This is a genomic window from Streptomyces sp. NPDC032198 (genome assembly GCF_040636975.1).
Lineage (GTDB): Bacteria > Actinomycetota > Actinomycetes > Streptomycetales > Streptomycetaceae > Streptomyces.
In genome coordinates this window covers 393,833-419,628 of the sequence record NZ_JBEZVL010000010.1, presented here as the reverse complement: position 1 = coordinate 419,628, position 25,796 = coordinate 393,833, and the positions used below count along the sequence as shown (strand labels likewise).

Below are 25,796 nucleotides of genomic sequence, written 5' to 3'. Positions count from 1 at the left end.
GTCGGCTCACGTACTCCTAGGCGACGGCGAGGACCACGGCGAGCAGCACCGCTCCGGCCACGGCGGGCGCGATGATCTCGTAGCCCCAGCGCACCACGGGCTCGCCCTGCGCGGACTTCGCCCCGGCGCGCCGCTCGGACAGTTCGCGCAGGTCGTCCATGATCTGGTCCCCCGCGGCGCGCAGGGACTCCGGGTGGGCGGGCCGCCGCGATGCGCCCGTGCCGATGCTCGGGTCGCCCGACGCGACGCCCTGCGTCTTCCTGCGGGCGACCTTCTTGCGGCCGCGGAGGGAGACGGGGACGGCCCAGAGCTGGTACTTGGTGCCGGACTGGGTGAAGACCTCGTTCGAGTACCCGGAGCGCAGCCCCGAGACGGACGCCCACGGCAGCGTGATCGTCCGGAAGGGGTTGCGGATGCGCATCCGGTCGTCGTTGGCGTACACGGCGGGGCGCACCGTGAAGGCGACGACGAGCGGCACCGCGAGGAGCAGTCCGGCGAGCGCGAGCCACGGGGTGCGGCCCTCCCCGCGGATCATCGCGTCGATGCCGAGCCAGCCGCCGAGGGCGAGCAGCAGGACGCCTCCGGCGATACCGCCGGACGACCGGAAGGTCCGGTCCTTGTACTCGGGGTCCTGGGGCTCCGCCATGGGGGGCTCGGGGTGGGTCATGCCCCTGATTCTGCCTGAACCCGCGCGGGGGGCCGCCGGTGCGCCCCCGGAGAGGACGGACAACCCGGTCGGTACCCACCCCCTGTACAGCCGCTACGCGCGTAGATATGCTCCCCTCGTGACCATGCCCACTGCACCCGCAACTCCGCACGCACTGACTGACGCCACCGCGTCGGACCGCACGCTGCGCCGCTTCCTCCACGGGCTGCCAGGCGTCGACACGGTCGGCCTGGAGGCGCGCGCCTCGGCGCTCGGCACCCGTTCGATCAAGAGCACGGCGAAGGCGTACGCCATCGACCTCGCCATCTCGATGATCGACCTGACGACGCTGGAGGGCGCCGACACCCCGGGCAAGGTCCGGGCGCTCGGCGCGAAGGCCGTGAACCCGGACCCGACCGACCGCGGCACACCGAGGACCGCCGCCGTCTGCGTCTATCCGGACATGGTGGCCACCGCCAAGGAGACCGTCGGCGACAGCGGCGTCAAGGTCGCCTCCGTCGCGACCGCCTTCCCCGCGGGCCGTGCCGCCATCGACGTGAAGCTCGGCGACGTCCGCGAGGCCGTCGCGGCGGGTGCCGACGAGATCGACATGGTCATCGACCGCGGCGCCTTCCTCGCGGGTGACTACATGACGGTGTTCGAGCAGATCCGCGCCGTGAAGGAAGCCTCCGGCGAGGCCCGGCTCAAGGTCATCTTCGAGACCGGTGAGCTGTCCACGTACGACAACATCCGCCGTGCCTCCTGGATCGGCATGCTCGCGGGTGCGGACTTCATCAAGACCTCGACCGGCAAGGTCGGCGTCAACGCGACCCCCGCGAACACCCTCCTGATGCTGGAAGCCGTGCGCGACTTCCGCGAGCAGACCGGGGTACAGATCGGCGTGAAGCCCGCGGGCGGTATCCGCACCTCCAAGGATGCGATCAAGTTCCTCGTCCTGGTGAATGAGACCGCGGGCGCGGACTGGCTGGACAACCACTGGTTCCGCTTCGGCGCCTCATCGCTCCTCAACGACCTGCTGATGCAGCGCCAGAAGCTGGCCACGGGCCGCTACTCCGGCCCCGACTACGTGACGGTGGACTGACCCATGACTTCCACGACTTCCGCAGCTTTTGAGTACGCCCCCGCACCGGAGTCCCGCTCCGTCGTCGACATCGCGCCGTCGTACGGCCTGTTCATCGACGGCGAGTTCGTGGAGGCGGCCGACGGCAAGGTCTTCAAGACCGTCTCGCCCTCCACCGAAGAGGTCCTCTCCGAGGTCGCGCAGGCATCCTCCGAGGACGTCGACCGCGCGGTGAAGGCCGCCCGCAGGGCCTTCGAGAAGTGGTCGGCGCTGCCGGGCGCCGAGCGCGCCAAGTACCTCTTCCGGATCGCGCGGATCATCCAGGAGCGCAGCCGCGAACTGGCCGTCCTGGAGACGCTCGACAACGGAAAGCCCATCAAGGAGACGCGCGACGCGGACCTCCCGCTGGTCGCCGCGCACTTCTTCTACTACGCGGGCTGGGCCGACAAGCTCGACCACGCCGGGTATGGCGCGGACCCGCGGCCGCTCGGCGTCGCGGGCCAGGTCATCCCATGGAACTTCCCGCTCCTGATGCTGGCCTGGAAGATCGCCCCGGCTCTCGCGACGGGCAACACGGTCGTCCTGAAGCCCGCCGAGACCACTCCCCTGAGCGCCCTGTTCTTCGCGGACATCTGCCGCCAGGCGGGCCTGCCCAAGGGCGTCGTCAACATCCTTCCCGGGTACGGCGACGCGGGCGCCGCCCTCACCGTCCACCCGGACGTGAACAAGGTCGCCTTCACCGGCTCGACCGCCGTCGGCAAGGCCATCGCGCGCCAGGTCGCGGGCACGGACAAGAAGGTCACGCTCGAACTGGGCGGCAAGGGCGCGAACATCGTCTTCGACGACGCCCCCATCGACCAGGCCATCGAGGGCATCGTCACTGGCATCTTCTTCAACCAGGGCCAGGTCTGCTGCGCCGGTTCGCGTCTCCTCGTACAGGAGTCGGTCCAGGACGAGGTGCTCGACGCCCTGAAGCGGCGTCTGACGACCCTGCGCCTGGGCGACCCGCTGGACAAGAACACGGACATCGGCGCGATCAACTCCGCCGAGCAGCTCGCCCGCATCACCGCGCTCACCGAGACGGGCGAGGCGGAGGGCGCCGAGCGCTGGTCCGCCCCGTGCGAGCTGCCCTCCTCCGGTTACTGGTTCGCGCCGACGCTCTTCACGAACGTCACGCAGGCGCACACCGTCGCCCGCGACGAGATCTTCGGCCCGGTGCTCTCGGTCCTCACCTTCCGCACGCCGGAAGAGGCCGTCGCCAAGGCCAACAACACGCAGTACGGCCTCTCCGCCGGCATCTGGACGGAGAAGGGCTCGCGCATCCTCGCGGTCGCCGACCGCCTGCGCGCGGGCGTCATCTGGGCCAACACGTTCAACAAGTTCGACCCGACCTCGCCCTTCGGCGGTTACAAGGAATCGGGTTACGGCCGCGAGGGCGGCCGCCACGGCCTGGAGGCTTACCTCGATGTCTGAGCGACTCACGGTCTTCAAGACCTACAAGTTGTACGTCGGCGGGAAGTTCCCGCGTTCCGAGAGCGGCCGGGTGTACGAGGTGACCGACTCAAAGGGCAAGTGGCTGGCCAACGCCCCGCTCTCGTCCCGCAAGGACGCGCGTGACGCGGTCGTCGCCGCGCGCAAGGCGCAGGGCGGCTGGGCGGGTAAGACGGCCTACCTGCGCGGTCAGATCCTCTACCGCGTCGCGGAGATGCTGGAGGGCCGGGGGGACCAGTTCGTCCGCGAGGTCGCCGAGGCGGAGGGCCTGTCCAAGTCCAAGGCCGCCGCGGTCGTCGACGCGGCGATCGACCGCTGGGTCTGGTACGCGGGCTGGACCGACAAGATCGCCCAGATCGTGGGCGGCGGCAACCCGGTCGCGGGCCCCTTCTTCAACCTCTCCTCGCCGGAGCCGACGGGTGTGGTGACGGTCGTCGCCCCGCAGAAGTCGTCGTTCCTGGGCCTGGTCTCGGTGATCGCCCCGGTGATCGCGACGGGCAACACGGCCGTGGTGATCGCCAGCGAGGACTCCCCGCTCCCGGCGCTCTCGCTGGGCGAGGTGCTCGCCACCTCCGACCTGCCGGGCGGCGTCGTGAACATCCTGTCCGGCAGGACGGCGGAGATCACCCCGTCGCTCGCCGCGCACCAGGACGTGAACGCGATCGACCTCGCGGGCGTCGAGGACGACGTACTGGCCAAGGAGCTGGAGGTCGCCGCGGCGGACAACCTCAAGCGCGTCGTCCGTCCACAGCCTGTGGACTGGTCGGCGGATCCGGGCACGCACCGTCTGACGGCCTTCCTGGAGACCAAGACGGTCTGGCACCCCACGGGTTCGCTCGGCGCGTCCGGCTCCTCGTACTGAGGCCCGCCCGCACACCGGACCACTCCCCGCACGACGAAGCCCCGGCCCTCCTCCGTCCAGGAGGGCCGGGGCTTCGCCCTTTTTCGTCCCGGGTCAGATGCCGAACCGTGCCGCGATCCCGTCCAGGACGCATGCGAGGCCCGTCTCGAACATCCAGGTGGCGTCGTCCTTGCGGCGCGCCCGCAGGCCGTAGCGCCGGTAGGTGGGGTAGCGGCCGGTGCCCATGAGGTACGTCATCTGCGGCGCGAGGCCCATCCGGGTCTCGTCGCCCGACGACCAGCCCTCGGCCTGCGTCCACTCCCGCAGGGCCGTCTCGGACGAGGCCGCGCCGTGCGCGTAGGCGCTGACCGTACGGAAGACCGTCATCATCGTGTCCTCGTCGAGCCCGAGGCCGTCGAGCGCCGCCAACTGCCGCTCGGCGATGGCCATCCGGCCCGGCGTGAGCACGAACAGAGCCGTCGGCAGCTGACCCACCCACGGGTGGCGCAGCATCATCTCCCGCGTCAGCACGGCGAAGGCGTGCAGCACCTCACGCCATTCGGTCAGCTCATCGGGGATCCGGTGCTCGGCCGCCACCCGCTCGGCCATCAGCGCCCACAGGTCGTCCTTGCCCGAGACGTGCCGGTACGCCGCCATGGGCGCGACCCCCAGCTCGGTGGCGAGCCGTCGCATGGTGACGGCGGCGAAGCCCTCCGCGTCGGCGACCCGCACCGCCACGGCGCCGATCCGCTCCAGGGACAGCGAGGCGCGGGGCGCGGCGGCGGGCTGTTCGAGGCGCTCCCAGAGCGACTTGTCCGGTGCCGCCTTGCCGTCCTTCTTCTGGCCAGCCACAGCCGGGCTCCTCTCGTCGAAGGATGAGCGTACAACGTATCCCTCTGTAGACGCTGTACACATTGCGCGTGTACGTTGTACGCAGCTCGATACGCCGTACACATCCGCGTTCCAGGGGGTCCCCATGTCCAGCGCCAGTTCCCGCACCAGTTCCAGCAGCAGTCCTCTTCGCGTGGCCGTCGTCGTCGCCAGCACCCGCGAGGGCCGGTTCGCGCCCGTCGTCACCCGGTGGCTCACGGGACACCTCGACCAGCGCGACGACATGACCACCGATGTCGTCGACCTCGCCGAGACCCCGCTGCCGACCGTCTTCCCGGCCTTCGGACAGCCGCCCGCACCCGGCACCGAGGAGGCCCTCGCCCTGGTCTCGCCGCGCCTCGCGGCGGCCGACGCGTTCCTCTTCGTCACGCCGGAGTACAACCACAGCTTCCCGGCGTCCCTGAAGAACGCCGTCGACTGGCACAACACGCAGTGGCACGGGAAGCCGATCGGCTTCGTCTCCTACGGCGGCCTCTCCGGGGGCCTGCGCGCGGTGGAGCAACTGCGCCTGGTCATGGCCGAGTTGAACGCCATGACCATCCGCAACACGGTCAGCTTCCACAACGCCTTCGGCAGCTTCGGCGAGGACGGCGCCGTCGACGACCCCATGGTCGACACCGCGGCCAAGGCGCTCCTCGACCAACTGGCCTGGTGGGCGCACGCCCTGCGGGACGCCAGGGCCCACACCCCGTACGCCGCCTGACCCGACGCCGCTTCACACCAGGGGGGACCCATGACCCGGACCACGGCCGCGACGCACACCCCGGGCGCCGATCCCACGGGCGCCGGACCACCGCCCACGGACGAGGGCGGGCCGTCGAAGCTCGTCCTCTTCGGGCTGCTGCTCGGCCTGATGCTCGGACTGCTCGACGGCACGATCGTGGGCACCGCCCTGCCCACCATCGTCGGCGACCTCGGCGGCCTCGACCACCTCTCCTGGGTGGTGACGGCCTATCTGCTCACCGCCTCGGTCTCCACGCCCATCTGGGGAAAGCTCGGCGACCTGTACGGACGCAAGGGCGGTTTCCTCTGGTCGATCGCGGTGTTCCTCGCGGGCTCGGTCCTCTCCGGGCTCGCCCAGGACATGGGGCAGCTCATCGCCTTCCGCGCCGTGCAGGGCCTCGGCGCGGGCGGTCTGATGGTCGGCGCCATCTCGATCATCGGCGTCATGCTGCCGCCGTCGCAGGCGGGCCGCTCGCAGTCGATGGTCGGCGCGATGATGCCCGTGGCCCTGGTGGGCGGACCCCTGCTCGGCGGTTTCCTCACCGACCAGCTGGACTGGCGCTGGGTCTTCTACGTCAACGTGCCCCTCGGCGGGCTCGCCCTGCTCATCATCGGCCTGTGCCTGGACCTGCGCACCGAGCGGGTCACGGCCCGCATCGATATCGCGGGGGCCGCCCTCCTCTCCACGGGCATCCTCGCCCTGACCCTGCTCGGCAGTTGGGGCGGGACGACGTACGGCTGGTCGTCGCCGCAGATCCTCGGGCTCGGCGTGCTCGGCGCGGGCTCCCTGGCCTGGTTCGCGCGGGTGGAGCGGCGGGCGGCCGAACCGATCATCCCGCCCCGGCTCTTCGCCGACCGCAACTTCACGCTCGCCCAGGTCCTCAGTTTCCTGGTGGGCGCGGCCATGCTCGCGGCGTCCTCGTACCTGCCGCAGTACATGCAGTTCGTGCGCGGCGCCTCGTCCACGGCCAGCGGCATGCTGCTGCTCCCGCTGATGGGAGGCATGTTCGGGGCGCAGCTCCTGCTGGGCCGGATCACGGCCAACGGCGGCGGCTATCGCGCGTACACCATCGTCGGGGGCGCGTTGACGGCCGTGGGCGGCCTCGCGCTGCTCGCGGTCGGCGCGGACACTCCCACCGCCGTGCCGTCCGTGCTGACGTTCGTGCTCGGCGCGGGCATGGGCTTCCTGATGCAGAGCACCCTGCTCATCACGATCAACAGCGCGGAGCCCCGCGACATGGGCGCCGCCACCGGCACCACCACACTCCTGCGCACGATCGGCGGCTCACTGGGCATCGCCGTCATGGGAGCCGTCTATGCGAGCCGCCTGGCATCGGGCGGCATGCCGGAGGGCGGCACTTCATGGACCCCGGAAGCGGTCGGGACGATGCCGGAAGAGGTGCGGGAAGCGGTGCGCACGGCGGTCACCGGCGGCATGCACGGTGTGGTCCTGGGCGCCGCACTCCTCGGCGCGGCGGCCTTCGCGGTGGCGTGGCTGGTGCGGGAAGTCCCCCTGCGGAAGGAATGACAGAAGGAATGGCAGGGGGATTCCGCGTCAGGGGCTAGCCGGGCAGCAGCGCCGCGGCCGAGCTCACCACCGGCAGGTCGCCCAGCGACGCGCCCTTGGTCAGCGGGGCCGTCAGCGGCGCCGTGGAGATCGGTTTGAAGTCCGCGATCTGGGTGCCCAGGGCGTTGTCCAGCGGGTCGGACCCCGTACCGGCGAGCGGGTTGAGCTTCAGGTCCTTGGTCGGTCCGAGCCCGCCCGCCGCGACCTCCTGCACCGCACGCAGTACGCCCTGGCCGGCCGCGGGCAGGTTGTCGGACGCCGGGGGCACCGGGGCGGGGGCGGCGCTCGCCGTGGCCGCGCCGCCGATGCCGAGCGCCGTGCCCGCGACGGTGACCGTGAGGCCCGCGCGCAGCAGGGCGCGGGAGAGGTGCTTGGAGGCTGTTGCGTGCCGTGCCATGGGTACCGCCCATATCGTCTTGAGTAATCAGATGTACACGTAGCGTAGTTGAGGCGGGTTGCGGGCAGCAAAGCCCTACCCGTCGGGTCGCCTGGGCGGCGCAATGCAGCACACTGGTCTCTCGTGAGTTCCCATCCCCCGATACCCACCCGAGTCGTGCTGCTCGCCGGTCCCTCGGGTTCAGGCAAGTCGTCGTTCGCCGCCCGCTCCGGGCTGCCCGTCCTGTGCCTCGACGACTTCTACAAGGAATGTGACGACCCGACGCTGCCGCAGGTCCCCGGCAGCACGGACATCGACTGGGACTCGCCCGCGTCCTGGGACACGGATGTCGCCGTCGCCGCCATCGACGAGCTGTGCCGTACGGGACGTACCCGCGTCCCCGTCTACGACATCGCCACCAGTTCGCGTACGGGCGAGTCCACGATGGACATCGAGCGCACGCCCGTCTTCATCGCGGAGGGGATCTTCGCGGCGGACATCGTGGAGCGGTGCCGGGAGATCGGTGTGCTCGCCGACGCGATCTGCCTCCGGGGGCGGCCGTCCACCACGTTCCGGCGGCGGCTGCTGCGGGATCTGCGCGAGGGGCGCAAGTCCGTGCCGTTCCTGCTGCGGCGCGGGTGGCGGCTGATGCGGGCCGAGCGCGCGATCGTCGCCCGGCAGACCGCGCTGGGCGCCCACCCCTGCGGGAAGGACGAGGCCCTGGGCCGGCTCGCGGCCGCTGCCGCCGGCCGGTGCGCCAAGGCTCGCGCCGAGGCCGCGTAACTCCGTACGCAGGAAGGGGATCGCGGGAAAAGGAGCGGACACAGCAGAAGGACCGGAAAGACCCCCCGGCCTTCCGGTCCCGCCACTTGATTCCCCCGTGATCCCCGTTTCCCCCGTGGATCCCCCCTGCTACCGCCACTTCCCCCCGGGAGCGGCGGCCCCCCCATGATCCCTAGGCGACCAACTCGCCGAAGGACTCTTCCTGGTCACGGCCGAAGCTGAGGACGTCGTCCTCGCGCATCCGGCGCAGGGAGCGCCAGATGCTGGACTTCACCGTGCCCACGCTGATGTCGAGGATGTCCGCGATCTCGGGGTCCGTGCGGCCCTCGTAGTAACGAAGGACCAGCATCGTCCGCTGCAGTTCGGGGAGGCGGGCCAGGGCCTGCCAGAGAACCGCGCGGAGTTCGGTGCCACGCATCGCGTCCGTGTCGCCCGCCGTCTCCGGCAGCTCCTCGGTCGGGTATTCGTTGAGCTTGCGGCGCCGCCAGGCGCTGATGTGCAGGTTGGTCATGGTGCGGCGGAGGTACCCGCCTACCGCGGCCTTGTCGCTGATCCTGTCCCAGGCCCGGTACGTCGAGAAGAGGGCGCTCTGTAGCAGGTCCTCGGCCTCGAAACGGTCACCGGTCAGGTGATAGGCGGTTGCGTACAGGGAGGCACGACGCTCCTGGACGTAGGCGGTGAACTCCGCCTCCGACACCGATGTGCGCTCCCCCGTGTCCTCCCTGTACGCGGCTCCCCCGTGAGCCCTTTCGCTTCCCCCGTTGTCCCCGCGGGTCTCCCCCGGGAACACGTCAACCACCGTCATGTACGCGGTGTGCTGACGTCCGGTGCCGCGAGCGCACCCCCGCCCGCTCACGGCACCGGACTTCTCGTGCCTCTCGGCAGGCCGGATCACGTCGTGGAGACGCGTGATTACTGCGCTTGAGCTGGTGCTGTGCAGTGTGTTCATCTCGCGCCCCCCGTCGGTGGTGTCCGGCTTTTCCGTGTGACCAGAACTCTGCCCGACCCACTTCATGACGGTGTCCGCCGACTGTCACAGGCCTGCAACAGGCGTTCCATGTGTAGGGGAGATGTGAGGATGGGGCCCCTCCCGGCCCTTTCAGGGCCCGGGGGAGCTCCAACAGTCGAACTGTGCCCCTGCCATGGGACAGAATGACGTCCGTGCCTTCCCTGTTGCTGATCGAGGACGACGACGCCATCCGTACGGCCCTTGAGCTTTCGCTCACCCGCCAAGGGCATCGGGTGGCTACTGCTGCCACCGGCGAGGACGGCCTGAAGCTGCTCAGTGAGCAGCGGCCGGACCTGATCGTGCTGGATGTGATGCTGCCGGGCATCGACGGGTTCGAGGTGTGCCGTCGCATCCGGCGCACCGACCAGTTGCCGATCATCCTGCTGACCGCGCGCAGCGATGACATCGACGTGGTCGTCGGGCTCGAGTCCGGTGCCGACGACTATGTCGTGAAACCCGTGCAGGGACGGGTGCTCGACGCCCGTATCCGTGCGGTTCTTCGCCGCGGTGAGCGCGAGGCCAATGACGCGGCGGCGTTCGGTTCGCTCGTCATCGACCGTGCCGCGATGACCGTCACGAAGAACGGCGAGGACCTGCAGCTCACACCGACCGAGCTGCGGCTGCTCCTGGAGCTGAGCCGCAGGCCCGGACAGGCGCTGTCGCGGCAGCAGTTGCTGCGCCTGGTGTGGGAGCACGACTATCTCGGCGACTCCCGGCTCGTCGACGCGTGTGTGCAGCGGCTGCGCGCGAAGGTGGAGGACGTGCCGTCCTCGCCGACGCTGATCCGTACGGTGCGTGGGGTCGGCTACCGGCTGGACACTCCTCAGTGACCAAACCGCAGGACAAGCTCCGCGGTTGGGCCGCGGCGCGCAAGGCGATAATGGCGGGGCTTCGCTTCACGAGCCTGCGGCTTCGGCTGGTCGTGGTGTTCGGTCTGGTGGCACTGACCGCCGCCGTGACGGCTTCCGGGATCGCCTACTGGCTGAACCGCGAGGCGGTCCTGACCCGCGCGCAGGACGCGGCGCTGAAGGACTTCCAGCAGGAGATGCAGACCCGCGCCGGCGCGCTGCCGCCCAATCCGACCCAGGACGAACTGCAGCAGGCCGCGGGGACGATGGCCAACAGCAGCCAGCGCTACAGCGTGCTCCTGATCGGGGAGAACAACGACGGCGACACGATCGTCGGCTACTCCGACCTGGACGCCTTCACGCTCGCCGATGTGCCCAAGTCGCTGCGCAAGACGGTGAACAAGGAGCAGCCGCTCACCTCGAGCAACAAGAGTCCGTATCACCTGTACTGGCAGCGGACCGTCGACAGCGGCACCCCGTACCTCGTGGGCGGCGCCAAGGTCATCGGCGGCGGCCCGACCGGTTACATGCTCAAGTCGCTCGAACCGGAGGCGAAGGACCTGAGTTCGCTCGGCTGGTCCCTTGCGATCGCCACGGGACTCGCGCTGATCGGTTCCGCGCTGCTCGCGCAGGCCGCGGCGACCACCGTGCTCAAGCCCGTGCACCGGCTCGGTGTTGCCGCGCGGCGGCTCGGCGAGGGCAAGCTGGACACGCGCCTGAGGGTGTCGGGCACGGATGAACTCGCCGATCTGTCACGGACGTTCAACCGGACCGCGGAGAGCCTGGAGAAGAAGGTCGACGACATGAGCGCCCGTGACGAGGCGTCGCGGCGCTTCGTCGCCGACATGTCGCACGAGCTGCGTACGCCGCTGACCGCGATCACCGCGGTGACGGAGGTGCTCGAGGAGGAACTGGACGCGGAGACCGGTTCCGTCGACCCGATGATCGAGCCGGCCGTGCGTCTGGTGGTCAGCGAGACCCGCAGGCTGAACGACCTGGTGGAGAACCTGATGGAGGTCACCCGCTTCGACGCGGGCACGGCCAGGCTCGTCCTGGACCACGTCGACATCGCCGACCAGATCACGGCCTGCATCGACGCCCGTGCCTGGCTGGACGCGGTGGAGCTGGACGCGGAGCGCGGCATCATGGTGCGGCTCGACCCGCGCCGTCTGGACGTCATCCTGGCGAACCTGATCGGCAACGCGCTGAAGCACGGCGGCTCCCCGGTGGAGGTCTCGGTGCGGCTCGCGGGCGAGAAGCTGGTGATCGCGGTGCGTGACGGAGGCCCCGGCATCCCCGAGGACGTACTGCCGCACGTCTTCGACCGGTTCTACAAGGCGAGCGCGTCCCGGCCGCGGTCGGAGGGCAGCGGTCTCGGGCTCTCCATCGCTTTGGAGAACGCCCACATCCACGGCGGGGAGATCACCGCCGCGAACTCGCCCGAGGGCGGTGCGGTGTTCACGCTGTGGCTGCCGCGCGATCCGTCGGAGCTGCTGCCGGAGGACGAGGCCGCGGAGGGCACGGACGGCGACGGCGCCGTCGAGGGAGAGGCACGATGAACCGCCGAAGGCTTCGTGGCGCGCTGCTCGCCGCCGTGCTGACCGCGACCCTGGCGGGCTGCGGGATCCGCTCGACGGAGGTGCCGACGGACTTCGGTCCCGGCCCCTCACGGGTGCCCTGTGTGATGTCCGGGTCGAGCATCGCGTCGCAGTCCACCAGCGGGGTGCCGGTGCAGGTCTTCCTGGTGTGCGCGGCGCAGCTGGTGACCGTCGACCGGTCGGTGCGGATCTCCACCGAGAAGGCGACGACGGACCGGGTCCGGATCGCGCAGGCCCTCCTCGACGAGCTGGCGCACCCGCCGTCGGCGCCGGAGAAGCAGGCGGGCTTCGCCACGGACGTACGTGCCGGGACGGTCGTCAGCGGCCCCGGGAAGGGGGACCCGGATGACGCGCTGCGGTTCAGTACGTCCCCGGAGGACCTGTCGGCGTTCGCACTGGCACAGCTCGTGTGCACGTTCGCGGACAGCGCGGCGGCGGGCGACGACCGTGAGGTGATCATGGGTGGCCCCGGCAGTGATCCGCTGCGCCGCTACGAATGCACCCAGGCGGTCCGCCAGCGGCCCGGGACGGTGGCTCCGCCCACCGAGACGGTGAAGTAGCCGAACAAGACAGTCACGGTGTGCGATCAGGACAGTGCCGCGTACCGGGAGGAGATGCGCGGAACCGATCCTGCCGCCAGGCGCGTCTTGGGGGGCGTGCGTCAAGGCTCGGGCGGCCACGGGGCCGCCATCCGCTTCCGTGCGACAGGAGGATTCCTCCTCGTCGCGCATCTTCTGTTCGTCGGATGGTTCACGCTGCGTCCACTGGACGTGCCCTGGGTCAGCGCGGCGAACCTGCAGCCGTTCGCCGGCATCAAGGCGGATCTGGCGCTCGGTCCCCTGCAGGCCGCCCGGCAGATAGGCGGTGGTGTGCTCCTCCTCGCACCGCTCGGTGTGCTGCTTCCGCTCGCCGGTGGGAGGGTTCACGTGTCACCGCTGGGTTCGCTCGTGCGGACGGTCGCGGCGGGCGCGCTGATCTCGCTCGGCATCGAGCTGCTGCAGACCGGGGTGCCCGGGCAGGTGGTCGACATCGACTCGCTGTTCCTGAACGCGGTGGGCGTGGCCCTCGTGCATCTCGCCGTGGTACCCGCGGCCAGGGCCAGGCTCCGCCGCCGTACCGACGTGGAGCATCGTGCGACCCTCCTGCGGGAGGACGCGTCTCAGGGTCCGACCCCGACGATTCCCAGGGTCGGTATCGCACCCTGGAGCGACGCTTCGCCCGCTTCGCGAACGTAGCTTTGAGTCATCGGGGAAACGCCCCCGGACCTCACAGCACCGGTTCACGAAGGAGCCACCATGACCGCCCTTGCCCGCCCCACCCACGGCCGGATGATCGGCGGAGTGTGCGCCGCCCTCGCCCAGCGTTTCGGTACGTCGGCGACCACGATGCGCGTGATCTTCGTGCTCTCGTGCCTTCTTCCCGGCCCGCAGTTCCTGCTCTACATCGCGCTCTGGGTCCTGTTGCCCTCCGAGGGCAAGGCCAGGCAGGCCGCCTGGTGATCCGGCGGCCCTCGCTGCCACCCGCGTACGCCGATGGGGCGCACCCCTGAGAAAGGGGTGCGCCCCATCGGCATGTGCGCGAGGCCGTGGTCAGCCGAGCGGCAGACCGTTCACGGGCAGGCCCTGCAGGGGCAGCCCCTGCGTGGGCAGGGCGCCGGCGAGCGGCAGGCCGCCGAGCAGCCCGGAGACCGGGTCGCCCGCGGCGGGCTTGCCCCTGTCGGAGGCGTCCTGCATGCTCTGGCCGAGCTTGTCGACGGTCGGCGCGGAGGCCTGCAGGGTGCTGCCGAGCGCGTTCTGGCCCGCGGAGACCGCCTCGGGGCCGCCGGCGGGCAGGTTGTCGGCGACCTGGTCCACGGGGAGCACGGCGGTGGCGGAACCCAGTGCGTCCGTGGCGTCGGGCAGGGCCGGAGCGGCGCTGGCGGCACCCGCGCCCACGGCGGCGAAGGCGGCACCGAGAGCGGCGACACCGAGGGTCTTGGCGGCAGACTGCTTCATCTTCTATGCGTCCTTGATGACGGGGACTTTTGAGCGGCCCACGACCGTAAACATGTGAAGGGGCAGTCCGCAAACAGCGAAACAGCGAAAACGCGGCCGGGAATTAATGTTCCCGGCCGCGCCCATTTTGCTTCAATTGCTGTTACACGTCGACAGAAGCCCTGGTGGAAGCGGTCTGACGGAACAGCCATTCGGACTTCAGCTCGGCATATCCGGGCTTGATCACGTCATTGATCATGGCCAGGCGTTCATCGAAAGGAATGAACGCTGATTTCATCGCATTGACTGTGAACCACTGCATGTCGTCGAGCGTGTAGCCGAAAGTACCGACCAGGTGCTCGAATTCGAGGCTCATGCTGGTGCCGGACATCAGTCGGTTGTCGGTGTTCACCGTGGCCCGGAAGTGCAGTTTGCGGAGCAGACCGATGGGGTGCTCGGCGTACGAGCTCGCGGCGCCGGTCTGGAGGTTCGAGCTGGGGCACATCTCCAGGGGGATGCGCTTGTCGCGCACGTAGCTGGCGAGGCGGCCGAGCTTCACCGTGCCGTCGTCGGCGACCTGGATGTCGTCGATGATGCGCACGCCGTGCCCGAGCCGGTCGGCGCCGCACCACTGCAGGGCCTGCCAGATGGACGGGAGACCGAAGGCCTCGCCCGCGTGGATGGTGAAGTGGTTGTTCTCGCGCTTGAGGTACTCGAACGCGTCGAGGTGACGGGTGGGCGGGAAGCCCGCCTCCGCGCCCGCGATGTCGAAGCCGACGACGCCGAGATCGCGGTAGCGGTTGGCGAGTTCGGCGATCTCCAGGGCGCGAGCCGCGTGCCGCATGGCGGTGAGCAGCGCGCCCACGCGGATGCGGTGACCGCCCGCCTTCGCGCGCCGCTCACCCTCCCGGAAGCCTTCGTTGACGGCCTCGACGACCTCTTCGAGGGTGAGGCCCTGCTCCAGGTGCTGCTCGGGGGCGTACCGGATCTCGGCGTAGACGACGCCGTCCTCGGCGAGGTCCTCGGCGCACTCGGCCGCCACGCGCTTGAGGGCGTCCTTCGTCTGCATCACCGCACAGGTGTGCGCGAAGGTCTCCAGATAGCGCGGCAGCGAACCGGAGTCGGCGGCCTCCCGGAACCAGATCCCCAGCTTGTCGGGGTCGGTCTCGGGCAGACCCTCGTACCCGGACTCGCGGGCGAGGTCGACGATCGTGCCGGGGCGCAGGCCGCCGTCGAGGTGGTCGTGCAGGAGCACCTTCGGGGCGCGGCGGATCTGTTCGGCGCTGGGCGTTTCGCGGTCCGTCTGACCGGCTTTGGTGGTCTGGCTCGTCATCTCGGCACTCTAGCGCCTACGCGCGTAGATCTCACGGGTCGATACGTAACAGTGACCCCGCGGACGGGTGGCGTACACCATCGCTTCTGACACTGTTCTGTCATGGCACAGCAAGCGACGCCCGATTCCGCGCGCGCGGCCAGGCTCGGACGCGTGATCGGCACCCGTCCCTCGGCGGTCAGCGGCGCGGTGCTGCTGCTCCCCGGCGGCCACGAGACCTCCGCCCGCAAGCCGTCGCCGTTCGCCGCCGCCTCGCTGCGCGCGCTCGGCCGCAGACTCGCCCAGGACGGCCGGGAGGAGGGGCTCGCCGCGCATGTCGTGCACTACCGCTGCCGCGGGTGGAACGGCGCCCAGGCGGAGCTCGCGCGGGACGCGGAGTGGGCGGCGGACGAGATCGTCCGGCTGTACGGCGATGTCTCGATCTGCCTCGTCGGCAGGGACATGGGCGGTCGGGCCGCCTTGCGGGCCAGTGGCCACGACGCGGTCAACTCCGTTCTGGCGCTGGCGCCTTGGCTGCCCGAGGACGACGTGGCCGCCACACCCGAGCCGGTGAAGCAGCTCGCCGGGCGCCGAGTCCTGATCGTGCACGGCACGACCGACGAGCGGACCGATCCCGAGCTCTCGTTCCGTCTCGCGGAGCGGGCGAAGAAGGCGAACCGGGAGGTGTGCCGGTTCGAAGTCCATTCCGACGGCCACCGGTTGCAGCAGCACCGGTCCGAAGTCCAGGCCCTGGCATCGGACTTCGTCATGGGCTCCCTGTTCGGACATGCGTACGCGCGCCCCCTGGAGGACGCGCTGGCGGCCCCGCCGCCCCTGGGTCTTCGCATGCCGCTCGCCGCGGGGTTCGGGGATTCGTTACGGCACTGAGGGCCGCTACTCCGGCAGCAGCCGCCCCCTCCTCCCCAGCAGGAACTTCTTGAACGCCGCCACGGGCGGGGTGTCCGGATGGCCGTCGAGCCAGGCCACGCCGATCTCGCGGACCGCCCGCTGGCCCGTCACCGTCAGTTCGACGACTCCCGGGCGGGGAACGGCCGGTGGTGGCAGGAGGGCGACCCCCAGGCCCGCCGCGACCAGGCCCCGCAGCGTCTCCGCCTCCTCCCCCTCGAACGCGATGCGCGGCTTGAAGCCCGCCTCCTGGCAGAGGTCGTCCGTGATGCGCCGCAGGCCGTAGCCCGGTTCGAGGGTCACGAAGGCCTCGTCCGCCGCCTCCGCGAGGCGGACCCTCTTGCGCCCCGCGAGCCGGTGGTCGTCGGGCACCACGAGGCGCAGCCGCTGCTCGTCCAGGCGCCGGGCCACGAGGTCGGGGGCGTCCGGCACGGGCGAGGTGAGGCACAGGTCGAGCTCCCCCGCGCGCAGCCGCTCGATCATCGCCTCCCCGTAGTTCTGTACGAGGCTGAAGCGGATCCTCGGATGGTCCGCGCGGAAGGCGCGGATCAGGCCGGGCACGGTCTCCGAGCCCATGGTGTGGAGGAACCCGAAGGCCACCTTGCCCGACGCCGGGTCCGCGTCCGCCCGTACGGACTCGGCGGCCCGCTCCACCTCGCCGAGCGCCCGCTCCACGGAGGCGAGGAACGTGCGGCCCGCCGGGGTCAGGGACACCGTCCGGCCGTGCCGTGCGAACAGGTCGACCCCCAGGTCCTGTTCGAGGCGTACCAGCGCACGGGACAGCGTCGACTGTGGCACCTGCATCTCCTGCGCGGCCCGCGTCACGTGCTCCGTCCGCGCGACCCCCGCGAAGTACGCGAGCCGCGGCGAGAGCAGCGCGGACCACGACTCCGGGGTGAGCCCGGCGGGCGCCGCGGCGGCCGTCCCGATGTCTCCTACGTAACTGCTCTGCGACAGACGCCGCTCTGAACTGCGCTCATGCACCATGGGAACGATTATGGCCAATCCATGCATTGGACGGATGAGTCGTGTGTGCCTACGTTCGATGCATGCCTCCTGCCAGTAGCGGGGCGTCCGCCACCCACGCGGCCGCCCTCACCCCGTCGTCCCCTCTCTCTGATCTCACTGATCCCGCCGGCACCCGCCTGACCCCCGGTGGTCCGGGCTACCGCCGGATGAGCTTCGCCCTCTTCCTCGCGGGTGTCGCCACGTTCGCCCTCCTCTACTCGACGCAGGCGCTGCTCCCCCTGGTCTCCGCCGACTTCGGCGTGAGCGCGAGCTCGGCGAGCTGGACGGTGTCGGCGGCCACGGGCGCGCTGGCCCTCTTCGTGCTGCCCCTGAGCGCGCTCAGCGAACGGTTCGGTCGGCGGACGCTGATGACGGCGTCGCTGACCGTCGCCGTGACCGTGGGGCTGCTCGTGCCCTTCGCGCCGTCCATCGGGGCGCTCATCGCACTGCGCGCCGTGCAGGGCGCGGCGCTCGCCGGGCTCCCGGCGTCCGCGATGGCCTTCCTCGCGGAGGAGGTCAGGCCCAAGGCGCTGGTCGCCGCGATCGGCATGTTCGTGGCGGGAAACTCGATCGGCGGCATGAGCGGGCGCATCATCACCGGCTGGGTCGCGCAGGCATGGGGCTGGCGCGTGGCCGTGGGCGTGGTGGGTGTCGTGGCCGTCCTGTGCGCCCTCGCCTTCCGCGCACTGCTGCCCGCACCGCGCCACTTCACGGCCGGGTCGCTCAACCCCAAGGCCCTGGGCCGGACGATCCGTTCACACCTCTCCAACCCGCTGCTGTGCCGCCTGTACGCGATCGGCGCGCTGTTCATGACCGTGTTCGGCGCGGTCTACACGGTGATCGGCTACCGCCTCACCGAGGCGCCGTTCTCGCTCCCGCAGGGCATCATCGGCTCGATCTTCCTGGTCTACCTCGTCGGTACGGTCTCGTCGGCCGCCGCGGGGAAGCTGGTGGCGCGGCTCGGCAGGCGCGGGGCGCTGTACCTGGCGGTGAGCACGACGGCCGGCGGGCTGCTGCTCTCCCTGTCCGACGCGCTGGTCATGGTGCTGCTCGGGCTCGTCCTGATCACCGCGGGCTTCTTCGCCGGTCACGCGGTCGCCTCCTCGTCCGTGAGCCGTACGGCCACCGCGGGGCGGGCGCAGGCCTCGGCGCTCTACCAGTCCGCGTACTACCTGGGCTCCAGCGCGGGCGGCACGCTCGGTGCGGTCGCCTTCCACGCGGGGGGCTGGGCGGGGACGGTGGGCCTGGGGCTGCTCGCGGTGTCCGGCGTCGTCTCCCTCACCGTCTGGGGGTCGCACGCGGCTCGCGTCCAGGAGCGGCGGGGGCTCGTGGCCGCGCACTGAGCCACCCCTCTCGCCTGTGGGTTTTCCTACTCCAGGGGCCGTTGTCAGTGGGCTGCGGTAGCTTCCGAAGTGCTGGGACTTTCGTGGCAGCCGCAGGGGTGGGTTGGGATGACTGACATCGCAGGGACGACGTCGGAACTGGACGTCACGCTGGAGAAGCACCGGGTCGAGCTGACCGGGTACTGCTATCGCATGCTGGGCTCGGCCTTCGAGGCCGAGGACGCGGTGCAGGACACGATGGTCCGCGCCTGGCGGAGCTACGAGAAATTCGAGGGCCGCTCCAGTCTGAGGTCGTGGCTGTACCGCATCGCGACGAACGTCTGTCTGGACATGCTGAACGCGGGCAACCGCCGCGCCCGTCCCATGGACCTGACCGCGGCGGCGCCGCTGGCCCAGGCCGCACTCACTCCGCGCCCCGACAACGTGTGGCTGGAGCCGATGCCGGACGCCCGCGTGCTGCCCTCCCCCAGCGACCCCGCCGAGGCCGCCGTCGCGAAGGAGTCGGTGCGGCTCGCGTTCGTCGCCGCCCTGCAGCAACTGCCGCCCAAGCAGCGGGCGGTGCTGATCCTGCGCGAGGTCCTCGCCTGGAAGGCCAGCGAGGCGGCCGAGCTCCTCGACACCTCGGTGGCCTCCGTCAACAGCGCGCTGCAGCGGGCGCGGGCGACGCTCGCCGAAGGTCCGGCCGACGACACCGCCACGTCCGACCCGCTCGACGAGGAGCAGCAGAAGCTCCTCGAGCGGTACGTGGCGGCGTTCGAGGGCTATGACATGGCGGCGCTCACCGCCCTGCTGCACGAGGACGCCATCATGACGATGCCCCCGTTCGACCTGTGGCTGCGGGGCACGGACGACATCACCGGCTTCATGTCGACCATCGGCGCGTCCTGCGCCAACAGCCGTCTCATGCCGGTCGACGTCAACGGCGCGCCGGGCTTCGCCCACTACAAGCCCGACCCGGAGAAGGGTGGGTTCGCGCCGTGGGCGGTTCAGGTCATCGAGATCTCAGAGGGGCGGATCGCGGGCTTCCACTGCTTCCTGGACACGCCCCGGTGGTTCCCGCTGTTCGGCCTGCCGCTCCACCTCGACCTCAATGGGGAGCCCGACGAGGTCCAGTAGCTCGCGCAGGTGCGGGGCCGGGTTCCGCAGGCGGATCCGGCCTCCCGCTCGACGGGCGGTGAGCTGGAGTCGGGCGAGGGCGTCTATCGCCGCCAGGACGGGCGGGCCCACGCCCGCGACGTCGCAGACCAGGACGTCTTTCGCGCCGGTCGCTTGCAGCAGGGTTCTGGCCTCCTCGCAGAGGCGGTGTGTTGCTTCTCGGTCGAGGGTGCCGGTGAGGGTGAGGGCGGGGTTCTGGTCTGCGTCCATGTTGGGGGGACTGGGCGGAGGGCCGGAACTCATCGGTTCGTCCTCAAACGCCGGACGGGCTGAAAGACACCGGCCGGGCTGGATATATCCAGCCCGGCCGGTGTGTGAGGCCATCTTGTGCGGGGTGTGCCTACGCGATGCGGTCCAGGACGATCGGCGTGGCCGAGAAGCCCGTGCCCTCGGGGGCGATGTCGAAGGAGCTCTCCACTGACTGCAGGGCGTACTCGAAGCGCTCCGGGGTGTCCGTGTGCAGGGTCATGAGCGGCTGGCCCGCGCTGACCCGAGCGCCCGGCTTCGCGTGGAGCTCGACGCCCGCGCCCGCCTGGACCACGTCCTCCTTGCGGGCACGGCCGGCGCCCAGGCGCCAGGCGGCGACGCCGACGTCGTACGCGTCGAGGCGGGTCAGGACGCCGGACGACGGTGCCGTCACGACGTGCGTCTCGCGGGCCACCGGCAGCGTCGCGTCCGGGTCGCCGCCCTGGGCGGAGATCATCCGGCGCCATACGTCCATCGCCGAGCCGTCGGCCAGTGCCTTCGCCGGGTCGACGTCCTTGAGGCCCGCGGCGTCCAGCATTTCGCGCGCCAGGGCGAGGGTCAGGTCGACGACGTCCGCCGGGCCGCCGCCCGCGAGGACCTCGACCGACTCGCGGACCTCGAGCGCGTTGCCCGCCGTCAGGCCGAGCGGCGTGGACATGTCCGTGAGCAGGGCCACCGTGCGTACGCCGTGGTCCGTGCCCAGGCCGACCATCGTGGAGGCCAGCTCGCGGGCGTCCTCCAGGGTCTTCATGAAGGCGCCGGTGCCGACCTTCACGTCCAGGACCAGCGAGCCCGTACCCTCGGCGATCTTCTTCGACATGATCGAGGAGGCGATCAGGGGGATGGCCTCCACCGTGCCCGTCACGTCGCGAAGGGCGTACAGCTTCTTGTCCGCGGGGGCCAGGCCGTCGCCCGCGGCGCAGATGACCGAGCCGACGGAGTCCAGGACCGAGAGCATCTCCTCGTTGGAGAGGAGGGCCTTCCAGCCCGGGATCGACTCCAGCTTGTCCAGGGTGCCGCCGGTGTGGCCGAGGCCGCGGCCCGAGAGCTGAGGCACCGCCGCGCCGCACGCGGCGACCAGCGGGGCGAGCGGCAGCGTGATCTTGTCGCCGACACCGCCCGTGGAGTGCTTGTCGGCCGTGGGGCGGGACAGGGACGAGAAGTCCATGCGCTCGCCGCTCGCGATCATCGCGGCGGTCCAGCGGGCGATCTCGCCGCGGTTCATGCCGTTCAGCAGGATCGCCATGGCGAGAGCGGACATCTGTTCGTCGGCGACCACGCCGCGCGTATAGGCGTCGATGACCCAGTCGATCTGCTCGCCGCTCAGCTCGCCGCGGTCCCGCTTCGTACGAATCACGGAGATGACGTCCATGGCATAACCCCTCTTTGCGCCTAAAACGGTGATCGCGACTCTACGCGCATAGAGCCACGAGATGAAGACGGCCCCCACCCGGCCTGAGGCAACGGGCAGGGGCCGAACGTCAGTTGAGGTGCTCCGGCCCGAACGGGTCCGGCAGCATCTCCCCCAGGGTCCGGATGCCCGCGGCCGTCTCCAGGAGGAGCGTCGCCCCGCCGAACTCGTAGAGGAGCTGGCGGCAGCGGCCGCACGGCATCAGGATCTCGCCCTTGGCGTCGACGCAGGTGAAGTGCGTCAGACGGCCGCCCCCGGTGAGCTGGAGCTGCGAGACGAGGCCGCACTCCGCGCACAGGCCGAGGCCGTACGAGGCGTTCTCTACGTTGCAGCCGGAGACCGTGCGGCCGTCGTCCACGAGGGCCGCGGCGCCGACCGGGAAGCCTGAGTAGGGCGCGTACGCACGGGACATGGCCTCGCGCGCAGCATCCCGCAGCGCGTCCCAGTCGGTATCCGTCACGTTCCTTGTCCCTTTCGGTAGGGCTGGCCGTCCGCCTTCGGCATGCGAAGCCGCTGGGCGGAGAGCGAGAGCACGAGCAGCGTGACGACGTACGGCGTCGCGGTGACGACCTGGTTGGGCACCTCGTCGGTCAAGCCGTACCACGCGAACATCAGCGCCGAGACGGCCGCGGTGATCGCCGCGGGCACGTAACGCTTGCGCCAGACGAGGTAGGCCGCGCCGATGACCAGCAGGATCGCGAGCAGCAGGAGCAGTGCGTGCACGTTCGTGCCGCCGCCCCGGAGCTTCAGGCTGTCGGTGTAACCGAACAGTCCGGCACCGAGCGCGAGTCCGCCGGGCATCCAGTTGCCGAAGATCATGGCGGCGAGGCCGATGTAGCCGCGCCCGCCGGTCTGGCCCTCCAGGTAGATGTTGGAGGCGACCAGGGAGAGGAACGCGCCGCCCAGGCCCGCCAGACCACCGGAGATGATCACCGCGAGGTACTTGTACTTGTAGACGTTCACACCGAGGGACTCGGCGGCGACCGGGTTCTCGCCGCAGGAGCGCAGCCGCAGGCCGAACGACGTGCGCCACAGGACCCACCAGCTCAGCGGCACCATCGCGACGGCGATGACGGTGAGCGGCGAGAGGTCAGTGAACAGGCCGCCGAGCAGGCCCGCGAGGTCCGAGACGAGGAACCAGTGCTTCTCGTTCAGGTCCTGCAGCCAGTCGGAGAGACCCGGCACGGAGAAGCTGCCCAGCGAGTCCACCGGCGGCGACTGCTTGGACGTGCCGCCCTCCTTGCCCTCGAAGGCGAAGGTGGAGAGGTAGCGGGTCGCGCCCAGGGCGAGGATGTTGAGGGCCACACCGGAGACGATGTGGTTGACGTTGAAGGTGACCGTGACGATCGCGTGCAAGAGACCGCCGAGCGCGCCGCCGAGTATGCCGAAGAGGATGCCGACCCACGGGCCCCACTGGTAACCGGCGAACGCGCCGAACCAGGTGCCGAGGATGAGCATGCCCTCGAGGCCGATGTTGACCACGCCCGCGCGCTCGGCCCACAGGCCGCCGAGGCCCGCGAGGCCGATCGGCACGGCGAGCCGCAGCGCGGTGGCCATCTGCCCGGTGGAGGTGATGCCGTCCGCGCCGGTGATCAGCCGGACCACGGACGTCAGGGCGAGGACGCCCGCGATGATCAGCAGGAGGACGGGGAGCGAGATGCGGCGGCGGCCCGGCGCGGGCTGCTTGGCCGGGGGCTTGGCTACGGTTGCCGAGCTCATCGGGCAGCCACCTCCTTCACGGTGTCGTTGTTGCCGTTGCCGTTGGCACGGGCTGCCGCGGCCAGTTCCTCACCGACGCGCTGCTGCTGGCGGCGGAGCCCCCAGCGGCGTACGGCCTCGTAGGAGACGACGACCGCGATCACGATGAGGCCCTGCATGATCACCGCGATCTCCTTGTCGTACGCGACCGGGGTCGCGTAGTCGAGGGCGGGTGACGCCTTGTCGAGGAAGGCGATGAGCAGCGCGGCGAAGGCGATGCCGACCGGGTTGTTGCGGCCGAGCAGGGCGATGGTGATGCCGGTGAAGCCGAGGCCGGTGGGGAAGCTGAGGCTGTAGGTGTGGACATCGCCCAGCAGGATCGGCATGCCCGCCAGGCCCGCGACCGCGCCGGAGATCAGCATCGCGCTGAGCACCATGCGCTTGGCGTTGACGCCGGAGGCCGCGGCGGCCGACTCGGAGGCGCCGGTGGCGCGCAGGTCGAAGCCGAAGCGGGTGCGGTTGAGGATCAGCCAGTACAGGACGCCCGCGAGCGCGGCGATGATGACGAAGCCGTAGATCTCGCCGGACTCGCCCATGCTGATGCCGGGGAACCAGCCGGACTTGGACATCTCGCCGGTGGTCTGGTTGTTGCCGACCGGGACACCGAAGTTCTCGGTGAGGGTCATGTAGCCGATGACGCTCGTCGCGATGGCGTTGAGCATGATCGTCGCGACGACCTCGCTGACCCCGCGGGTGGTCTTGAGGATGCCCGCGACGCCGGCCCAGAAGGCGCCGGTGAGCATGGCGACCAGGATCAGGAGCGGGATCTGCAGGGGGGCCGGGAGCGCCACGTGCGCGCCGACGACGGCGGTGGCCATCGCGGCGAGGCGGTACTGCCCGTCCACGCCGATGTTGAAGAGGTTCATCCGGAAGCCGACGGCGACCGCGAGCGCGGCCAGGTAGTACATGCCGGCCTGGTTGATGATCAGGACCTGGATGTCGGAGAAGGTGGCCTGCTCGAACATCAGGCTGTACGGCTCGAACGGGTTCTTGCCCGAAGCGACCAGGACGACCGAGGTCAGTGCCACGGCCGCGATGAGGGCGATGACCGGTCCGGCCACCGCGAGGAGCACACGCTCCTTGTCGAACTTCTTCATCGGGTCTCGTCCTCCTCGGAGCCGTCACCGGACTCGACGTGTTCCAGGTGTCCGGACGCGGCACCGGTCATCGCCGAACCCAGTTCCTCCGGCGTGATGGTGGCCGGGTCGGCGTCCGCCACGAGCCGTCCGCGGTAGATCACGCGGAGGGTGTCGGAGAGGCCGATCAGCTCGTCCAGGTCGGCGGAGATCAGCAGTACGGCGAGTCCCTCGCGGCGGGCCTCGCGGATCTGGTCCCAGATCTGGGCCTGTGCGCCGACGTCCACACCGCGGGTGGGGTGGGCGGCGATCAGGAAGCGCGGCTTGTGGCTCATCTCGCGGCCGACGATCAGCTTCTGCTGGTTGCCGCCGGAGAGGGACGCGGCCGTCACGTCGATGCCCGGGGTGCGGACGTCGTACTGCTCGACGATGCGCCGGGTGTCGGCCTGCGCGCCCTTGGGGTCGAGCCAGAAGCCGCCCTTGCCGCGGGAGTTGGGCTTCTCGGTGACGTGCCCGAGGATGCGGTTCTCCCAGAGCGGCGACTCCAGGAGGAGGCCGTGGCGGTGGCGGTCCTCGGGGATGTAGCCGACGCCCTGCTCGCGGCGGTGGCGCGTGACCATGGCGGTGATGTCCTGGCCCGCCATGCGGATGACGCCGGAGTCGGCGTGCTTGAGGCCGATCAGTGCGTCGATCAGCTCGGTCTGGCCGTTGCCCTCGACGCCCGCGAGGCCGAGCACTTCGCCCTCGTGGATGGTGAAGGAGATGTCGTCGAGGAGGGCGCGGCCCGACTCGCCGTCGGCGAGCAGCTTGAGCGCGTCGACCTCGATCATCGGCCGGTCGGTGACCGTCGACTCGGCGGTCTCCGGCGTCGGCAGCTCGCTGCCGACCATCAGCTCGGCGAGCTGGCGCGGGGTCGTCTCGGACGGGACGGCCGTGCCGACCGTCGTGCCGCGCCGGATGACGGTGATGTCGTCGGCCACGGAGAGGACTTCGCCCAGCTTGTGGGAGATGAAGATGACGGACAGGCCCTCGGACTTCAGCTCGCGCAGGTTGTCGAAGAGCGCGTCGACCTCCTGCGGCACGAGGACCGCGGTCGGCTCGTCCAGGATCAGCGTGGTGGCGCCGCGGTAGAGGACCTTGAGGATCTCCACGCGCTGCCGGTCGGCGACGCCGAGGTCCTCGACCATCGCGTCGGGGCGCACCCCGAGGCCGTAGCGCTCGGATATCTCCGCGATCTGGCGGCGGGCGGCGCCGCCGATGCCGTGCAGCTTCTCGCTGCCGAGAACGATGTTCTCCAGGACCGTGAGCTGGTCGGCGAGCATGAAGTGCTGGTGCACCATGCCGATGCCGCGCGTGATGGCGTCGGCGGGGCTGGAGAAGGTGACCTGCTCGCCGTCGACCGTGATGGTGCCCTCGTCCGGCTTCTGCATGCCGTAGAGGATCTTCATCAGGGTCGACTTGCCCGCGCCGTTCTCACCGACGAGGGCGTGCACGGTGCCCTTGCGGACGGTCAGGCGGATGTCATGGTTGGCCACGACGCCCGGGAAGCGCTTGGTGATGCCGTCGAGTTCGACGGCAACGGCCTGGGCCGTGGTCTTGCCCTTGTCAGGGCTGGTGGACGCGTCGATGGCGCACTCTCCTCGGGAATCCTCAGGAAAGGGGCCACCTACGCGCGTAGCGCCCCTGGTTCGACGGGAGTTGAGCAGTCGGCCGCGCGAACGGGGCGCGGGGGAAACCATCGTCCCCCACACCCC

Annotated in this window: 27 protein-coding genes; 14 read left to right on the top strand and 13 right to left on the bottom strand. The window is 70.5% G+C overall.

Annotation, left to right across the window (positions count from 1 at the left end; genetic code table 11):
- Positions 1 to 16: 16 nt before the first annotated feature.
- Positions 17 to 667, bottom strand: a complete 651-nt coding sequence (locus AB0E78_RS27765; protein WP_361837703.1) for a PH domain-containing protein — start codon at positions 665 to 667, stop codon at positions 17 to 19.
- A gap of 118 nt (positions 668 to 785) precedes the next feature.
- On the opposite strand from AB0E78_RS27765, the gene deoC reads away from it, so the two are divergent.
- Genes deoC through AB0E78_RS27750 form a run of 3 tightly spaced genes read left to right on the top strand, consistent with a single transcriptional unit; the run spans position 786 to position 4,080 of the window.
- On the top strand, positions 786 to 1,748 hold the full coding sequence (deoC, locus tag AB0E78_RS27760; RefSeq protein WP_361837701.1) for a deoxyribose-phosphate aldolase: 963 nt from the start codon (positions 786 to 788) through the stop codon (positions 1,746 to 1,748).
- A gap of 3 nt (positions 1,749 to 1,751) precedes the next feature.
- Positions 1,752 to 3,200 carry an aldehyde dehydrogenase family protein gene (locus AB0E78_RS27755; RefSeq protein ID WP_361837698.1) on the top strand — a complete coding sequence of 483 codons (1,449 nt, stop codon included), beginning with the start codon at positions 1,752 to 1,754 and terminating at the stop codon, positions 3,198 to 3,200.
- Positions 3,193 to 4,080: an aldehyde dehydrogenase family protein gene (locus tag AB0E78_RS27750; protein WP_361837696.1), complete on the top strand. Its 888-nt coding sequence runs from the start codon at positions 3,193 to 3,195 to the stop codon at positions 4,078 to 4,080. The genes AB0E78_RS27755 and AB0E78_RS27750 overlap by 8 nt, the downstream gene beginning before the upstream one ends.
- Positions 4,081 to 4,173: 93 nt before the next feature.
- Here the strand turns inward: AB0E78_RS27750 and AB0E78_RS27745 are convergent, their stop codons facing one another.
- Positions 4,174 to 4,911 carry a TetR/AcrR family transcriptional regulator C-terminal domain-containing protein gene (locus AB0E78_RS27745; RefSeq protein ID WP_361837693.1) on the bottom strand — a complete coding sequence of 246 codons (738 nt, stop codon included), beginning with the start codon at positions 4,909 to 4,911 and terminating at the stop codon, positions 4,174 to 4,176.
- A gap of 124 nt (positions 4,912 to 5,035) precedes the next feature.
- Between AB0E78_RS27745 and AB0E78_RS27740 the strand changes: the two genes are divergently transcribed.
- Positions 5,036 to 5,653, top strand: a complete 618-nt coding sequence (locus AB0E78_RS27740) for an NAD(P)H-dependent oxidoreductase (RefSeq protein ID WP_361837690.1) — start codon at positions 5,036 to 5,038, stop codon at positions 5,651 to 5,653.
- A gap of 30 nt (positions 5,654 to 5,683) precedes the next feature.
- A complete protein-coding gene (locus tag AB0E78_RS27735; RefSeq protein ID WP_361837688.1) occupies positions 5,684 to 7,201 on the top strand; it encodes an MDR family MFS transporter in 1,518 nt (505 codons plus the stop codon).
- Positions 7,202 to 7,235: 34 nt separating this feature from the next.
- On the opposite strand, the gene AB0E78_RS27730 is transcribed toward AB0E78_RS27735, so the two are convergent.
- The gene (locus tag AB0E78_RS27730; protein WP_361837685.1) at positions 7,236 to 7,637 is read right to left on the bottom strand and encodes a hypothetical protein; all 402 of its coding nucleotides are present in this window, start codon (positions 7,635 to 7,637) and stop codon (positions 7,236 to 7,238) included.
- A 123-nt stretch (positions 7,638 to 7,760) separates the two neighbouring features.
- On the opposite strand from AB0E78_RS27730, the gene AB0E78_RS27725 reads away from it, so the two are divergent.
- Positions 7,761 to 8,399 carry an ATP-binding protein gene (locus AB0E78_RS27725; protein WP_361837682.1) on the top strand — a complete coding sequence of 213 codons (639 nt, stop codon included), beginning with the start codon at positions 7,761 to 7,763 and terminating at the stop codon, positions 8,397 to 8,399.
- A 172-nt stretch (positions 8,400 to 8,571) separates the two neighbouring features.
- Here the strand turns inward: AB0E78_RS27725 and AB0E78_RS27720 are convergent, their stop codons facing one another.
- Positions 8,572 to 9,348, bottom strand: a complete 777-nt coding sequence (locus AB0E78_RS27720) for a SigE family RNA polymerase sigma factor (protein WP_361837679.1) — start codon at positions 9,346 to 9,348, stop codon at positions 8,572 to 8,574.
- Between the two features lie 212 nt (positions 9,349 to 9,560).
- On the opposite strand from AB0E78_RS27720, the gene afsQ1 reads away from it, so the two are divergent.
- The 5 genes from afsQ1 to AB0E78_RS27695 are packed head-to-tail and all read left to right on the top strand — an operon-like array spanning position 9,561 to position 13,353.
- Positions 9,561 to 10,238 (top strand): two-component system response regulator AfsQ1, encoded by a 678-nt coding sequence (gene afsQ1, locus AB0E78_RS27715; RefSeq protein WP_266873095.1) that lies wholly within the window; start codon positions 9,561 to 9,563, stop codon positions 10,236 to 10,238.
- On the top strand, positions 10,235 to 11,815 hold the full coding sequence (locus AB0E78_RS27710; RefSeq protein ID WP_361837676.1) for a HAMP domain-containing sensor histidine kinase: 1,581 nt from the start codon (positions 10,235 to 10,237) through the stop codon (positions 11,813 to 11,815). Before afsQ1 ends, AB0E78_RS27710 begins: the two co-directional genes overlap by 4 nt.
- Entirely contained in the window at positions 11,812 to 12,414 is a 603-nt protein-coding gene (locus AB0E78_RS27705) for a hypothetical protein (protein WP_361837673.1), read from the top strand. Before AB0E78_RS27710 ends, AB0E78_RS27705 begins: the two co-directional genes overlap by 4 nt.
- Before the next feature lie 54 nt (positions 12,415 to 12,468).
- Positions 12,469 to 13,089, top strand: a complete 621-nt coding sequence (locus AB0E78_RS27700; RefSeq protein WP_361837789.1) for a VanZ family protein — start codon at positions 12,469 to 12,471, stop codon at positions 13,087 to 13,089.
- Positions 13,090 to 13,149: 60 nt separating this feature from the next.
- The gene (locus tag AB0E78_RS27695; protein ID WP_361837670.1) at positions 13,150 to 13,353 is read left to right on the top strand and encodes a PspC domain-containing protein; all 204 of its coding nucleotides are present in this window, start codon (positions 13,150 to 13,152) and stop codon (positions 13,351 to 13,353) included.
- Positions 13,354 to 13,443: 90 nt separating this feature from the next.
- Here the strand turns inward: AB0E78_RS27695 and AB0E78_RS27690 are convergent, their stop codons facing one another.
- Complete coding sequence (locus tag AB0E78_RS27690) at positions 13,444 to 13,848, bottom strand: ATP-binding protein (RefSeq protein WP_361837667.1); 405 nt, start codon at positions 13,846 to 13,848, stop codon at positions 13,444 to 13,446.
- Positions 13,849 to 13,990: 142 nt separating this feature from the next.
- Positions 13,991 to 15,160, bottom strand: a complete 1,170-nt coding sequence (locus AB0E78_RS27685) for an adenosine deaminase (RefSeq protein ID WP_361837665.1) — start codon at positions 15,158 to 15,160, stop codon at positions 13,991 to 13,993.
- 102 nt (positions 15,161 to 15,262) lie between these two features.
- Here AB0E78_RS27685 and AB0E78_RS27680 point away from each other — a divergent pair, with 102 nt between their 5' ends.
- A complete protein-coding gene (locus AB0E78_RS27680; protein ID WP_361837662.1) occupies positions 15,263 to 16,027 on the top strand; it encodes an alpha/beta hydrolase in 765 nt (254 codons plus the stop codon).
- A 6-nt stretch (positions 16,028 to 16,033) separates the two neighbouring features.
- Here AB0E78_RS27680 and AB0E78_RS27675 read toward each other — a convergent pair whose 3' ends face one another.
- Positions 16,034 to 17,032: a LysR family transcriptional regulator gene (locus tag AB0E78_RS27675; RefSeq protein ID WP_361837659.1), complete on the bottom strand. Its 999-nt coding sequence runs from the start codon at positions 17,030 to 17,032 to the stop codon at positions 16,034 to 16,036.
- A 62-nt stretch (positions 17,033 to 17,094) separates the two neighbouring features.
- On the opposite strand from AB0E78_RS27675, the gene AB0E78_RS27670 reads away from it, so the two are divergent.
- Together AB0E78_RS27670 and AB0E78_RS27665 are read left to right on the top strand one after the other, a co-directional pair.
- Complete coding sequence (locus AB0E78_RS27670) at positions 17,095 to 18,396, top strand: MFS transporter (RefSeq protein ID WP_361837656.1); 1,302 nt, start codon at positions 17,095 to 17,097, stop codon at positions 18,394 to 18,396.
- Positions 18,397 to 18,504: 108 nt separating this feature from the next.
- The gene (locus AB0E78_RS27665) at positions 18,505 to 19,512 is read left to right on the top strand and encodes a sigma-70 family RNA polymerase sigma factor (protein ID WP_361837654.1); all 1,008 of its coding nucleotides are present in this window, start codon (positions 18,505 to 18,507) and stop codon (positions 19,510 to 19,512) included.
- Here the strand turns inward: AB0E78_RS27665 and AB0E78_RS27660 are convergent.
- The 6 genes from AB0E78_RS27660 to AB0E78_RS27635 form a co-directional block, all read right to left on the bottom strand.
- The gene (locus AB0E78_RS27660) at positions 19,399 to 19,761 is read right to left on the bottom strand and encodes an STAS domain-containing protein (protein ID WP_361837652.1); all 363 of its coding nucleotides are present in this window, start codon (positions 19,759 to 19,761) and stop codon (positions 19,399 to 19,401) included. The two genes, AB0E78_RS27665 and AB0E78_RS27660, sit on opposite strands and share 114 nt — an antisense overlap.
- A gap of 130 nt (positions 19,762 to 19,891) precedes the next feature.
- Positions 19,892 to 21,169, bottom strand: a complete 1,278-nt coding sequence (locus AB0E78_RS27655; RefSeq protein ID WP_361837649.1) for a thymidine phosphorylase — start codon at positions 21,167 to 21,169, stop codon at positions 19,892 to 19,894.
- A 109-nt stretch (positions 21,170 to 21,278) separates the two neighbouring features.
- Positions 21,279 to 21,668, bottom strand: a complete 390-nt coding sequence (locus AB0E78_RS27650; protein ID WP_361837647.1) for a cytidine deaminase — start codon at positions 21,666 to 21,668, stop codon at positions 21,279 to 21,281.
- Positions 21,665 to 22,927, bottom strand: coding sequence for an ABC transporter permease (locus AB0E78_RS27645; RefSeq protein ID WP_361837645.1), 1,263 nt, complete (start codon positions 22,925 to 22,927; stop codon positions 21,665 to 21,667). Before AB0E78_RS27645 ends, AB0E78_RS27650 begins: the two co-directional genes overlap by 4 nt.
- A complete protein-coding gene (locus tag AB0E78_RS27640) occupies positions 22,924 to 24,063 on the bottom strand; it encodes an ABC transporter permease (RefSeq protein WP_361837643.1) in 1,140 nt (379 codons plus the stop codon). The genes AB0E78_RS27645 and AB0E78_RS27640 overlap by 4 nt, the downstream gene beginning before the upstream one ends.
- On the bottom strand, positions 24,060 to 25,781 hold the full coding sequence (locus AB0E78_RS27635; RefSeq protein WP_361837640.1) for an ABC transporter ATP-binding protein: 1,722 nt from the start codon (positions 25,779 to 25,781) through the stop codon (positions 24,060 to 24,062). The genes AB0E78_RS27640 and AB0E78_RS27635 overlap by 4 nt, the downstream gene beginning before the upstream one ends.
- Positions 25,782 to 25,796: the final 15 nt, after the last annotated feature.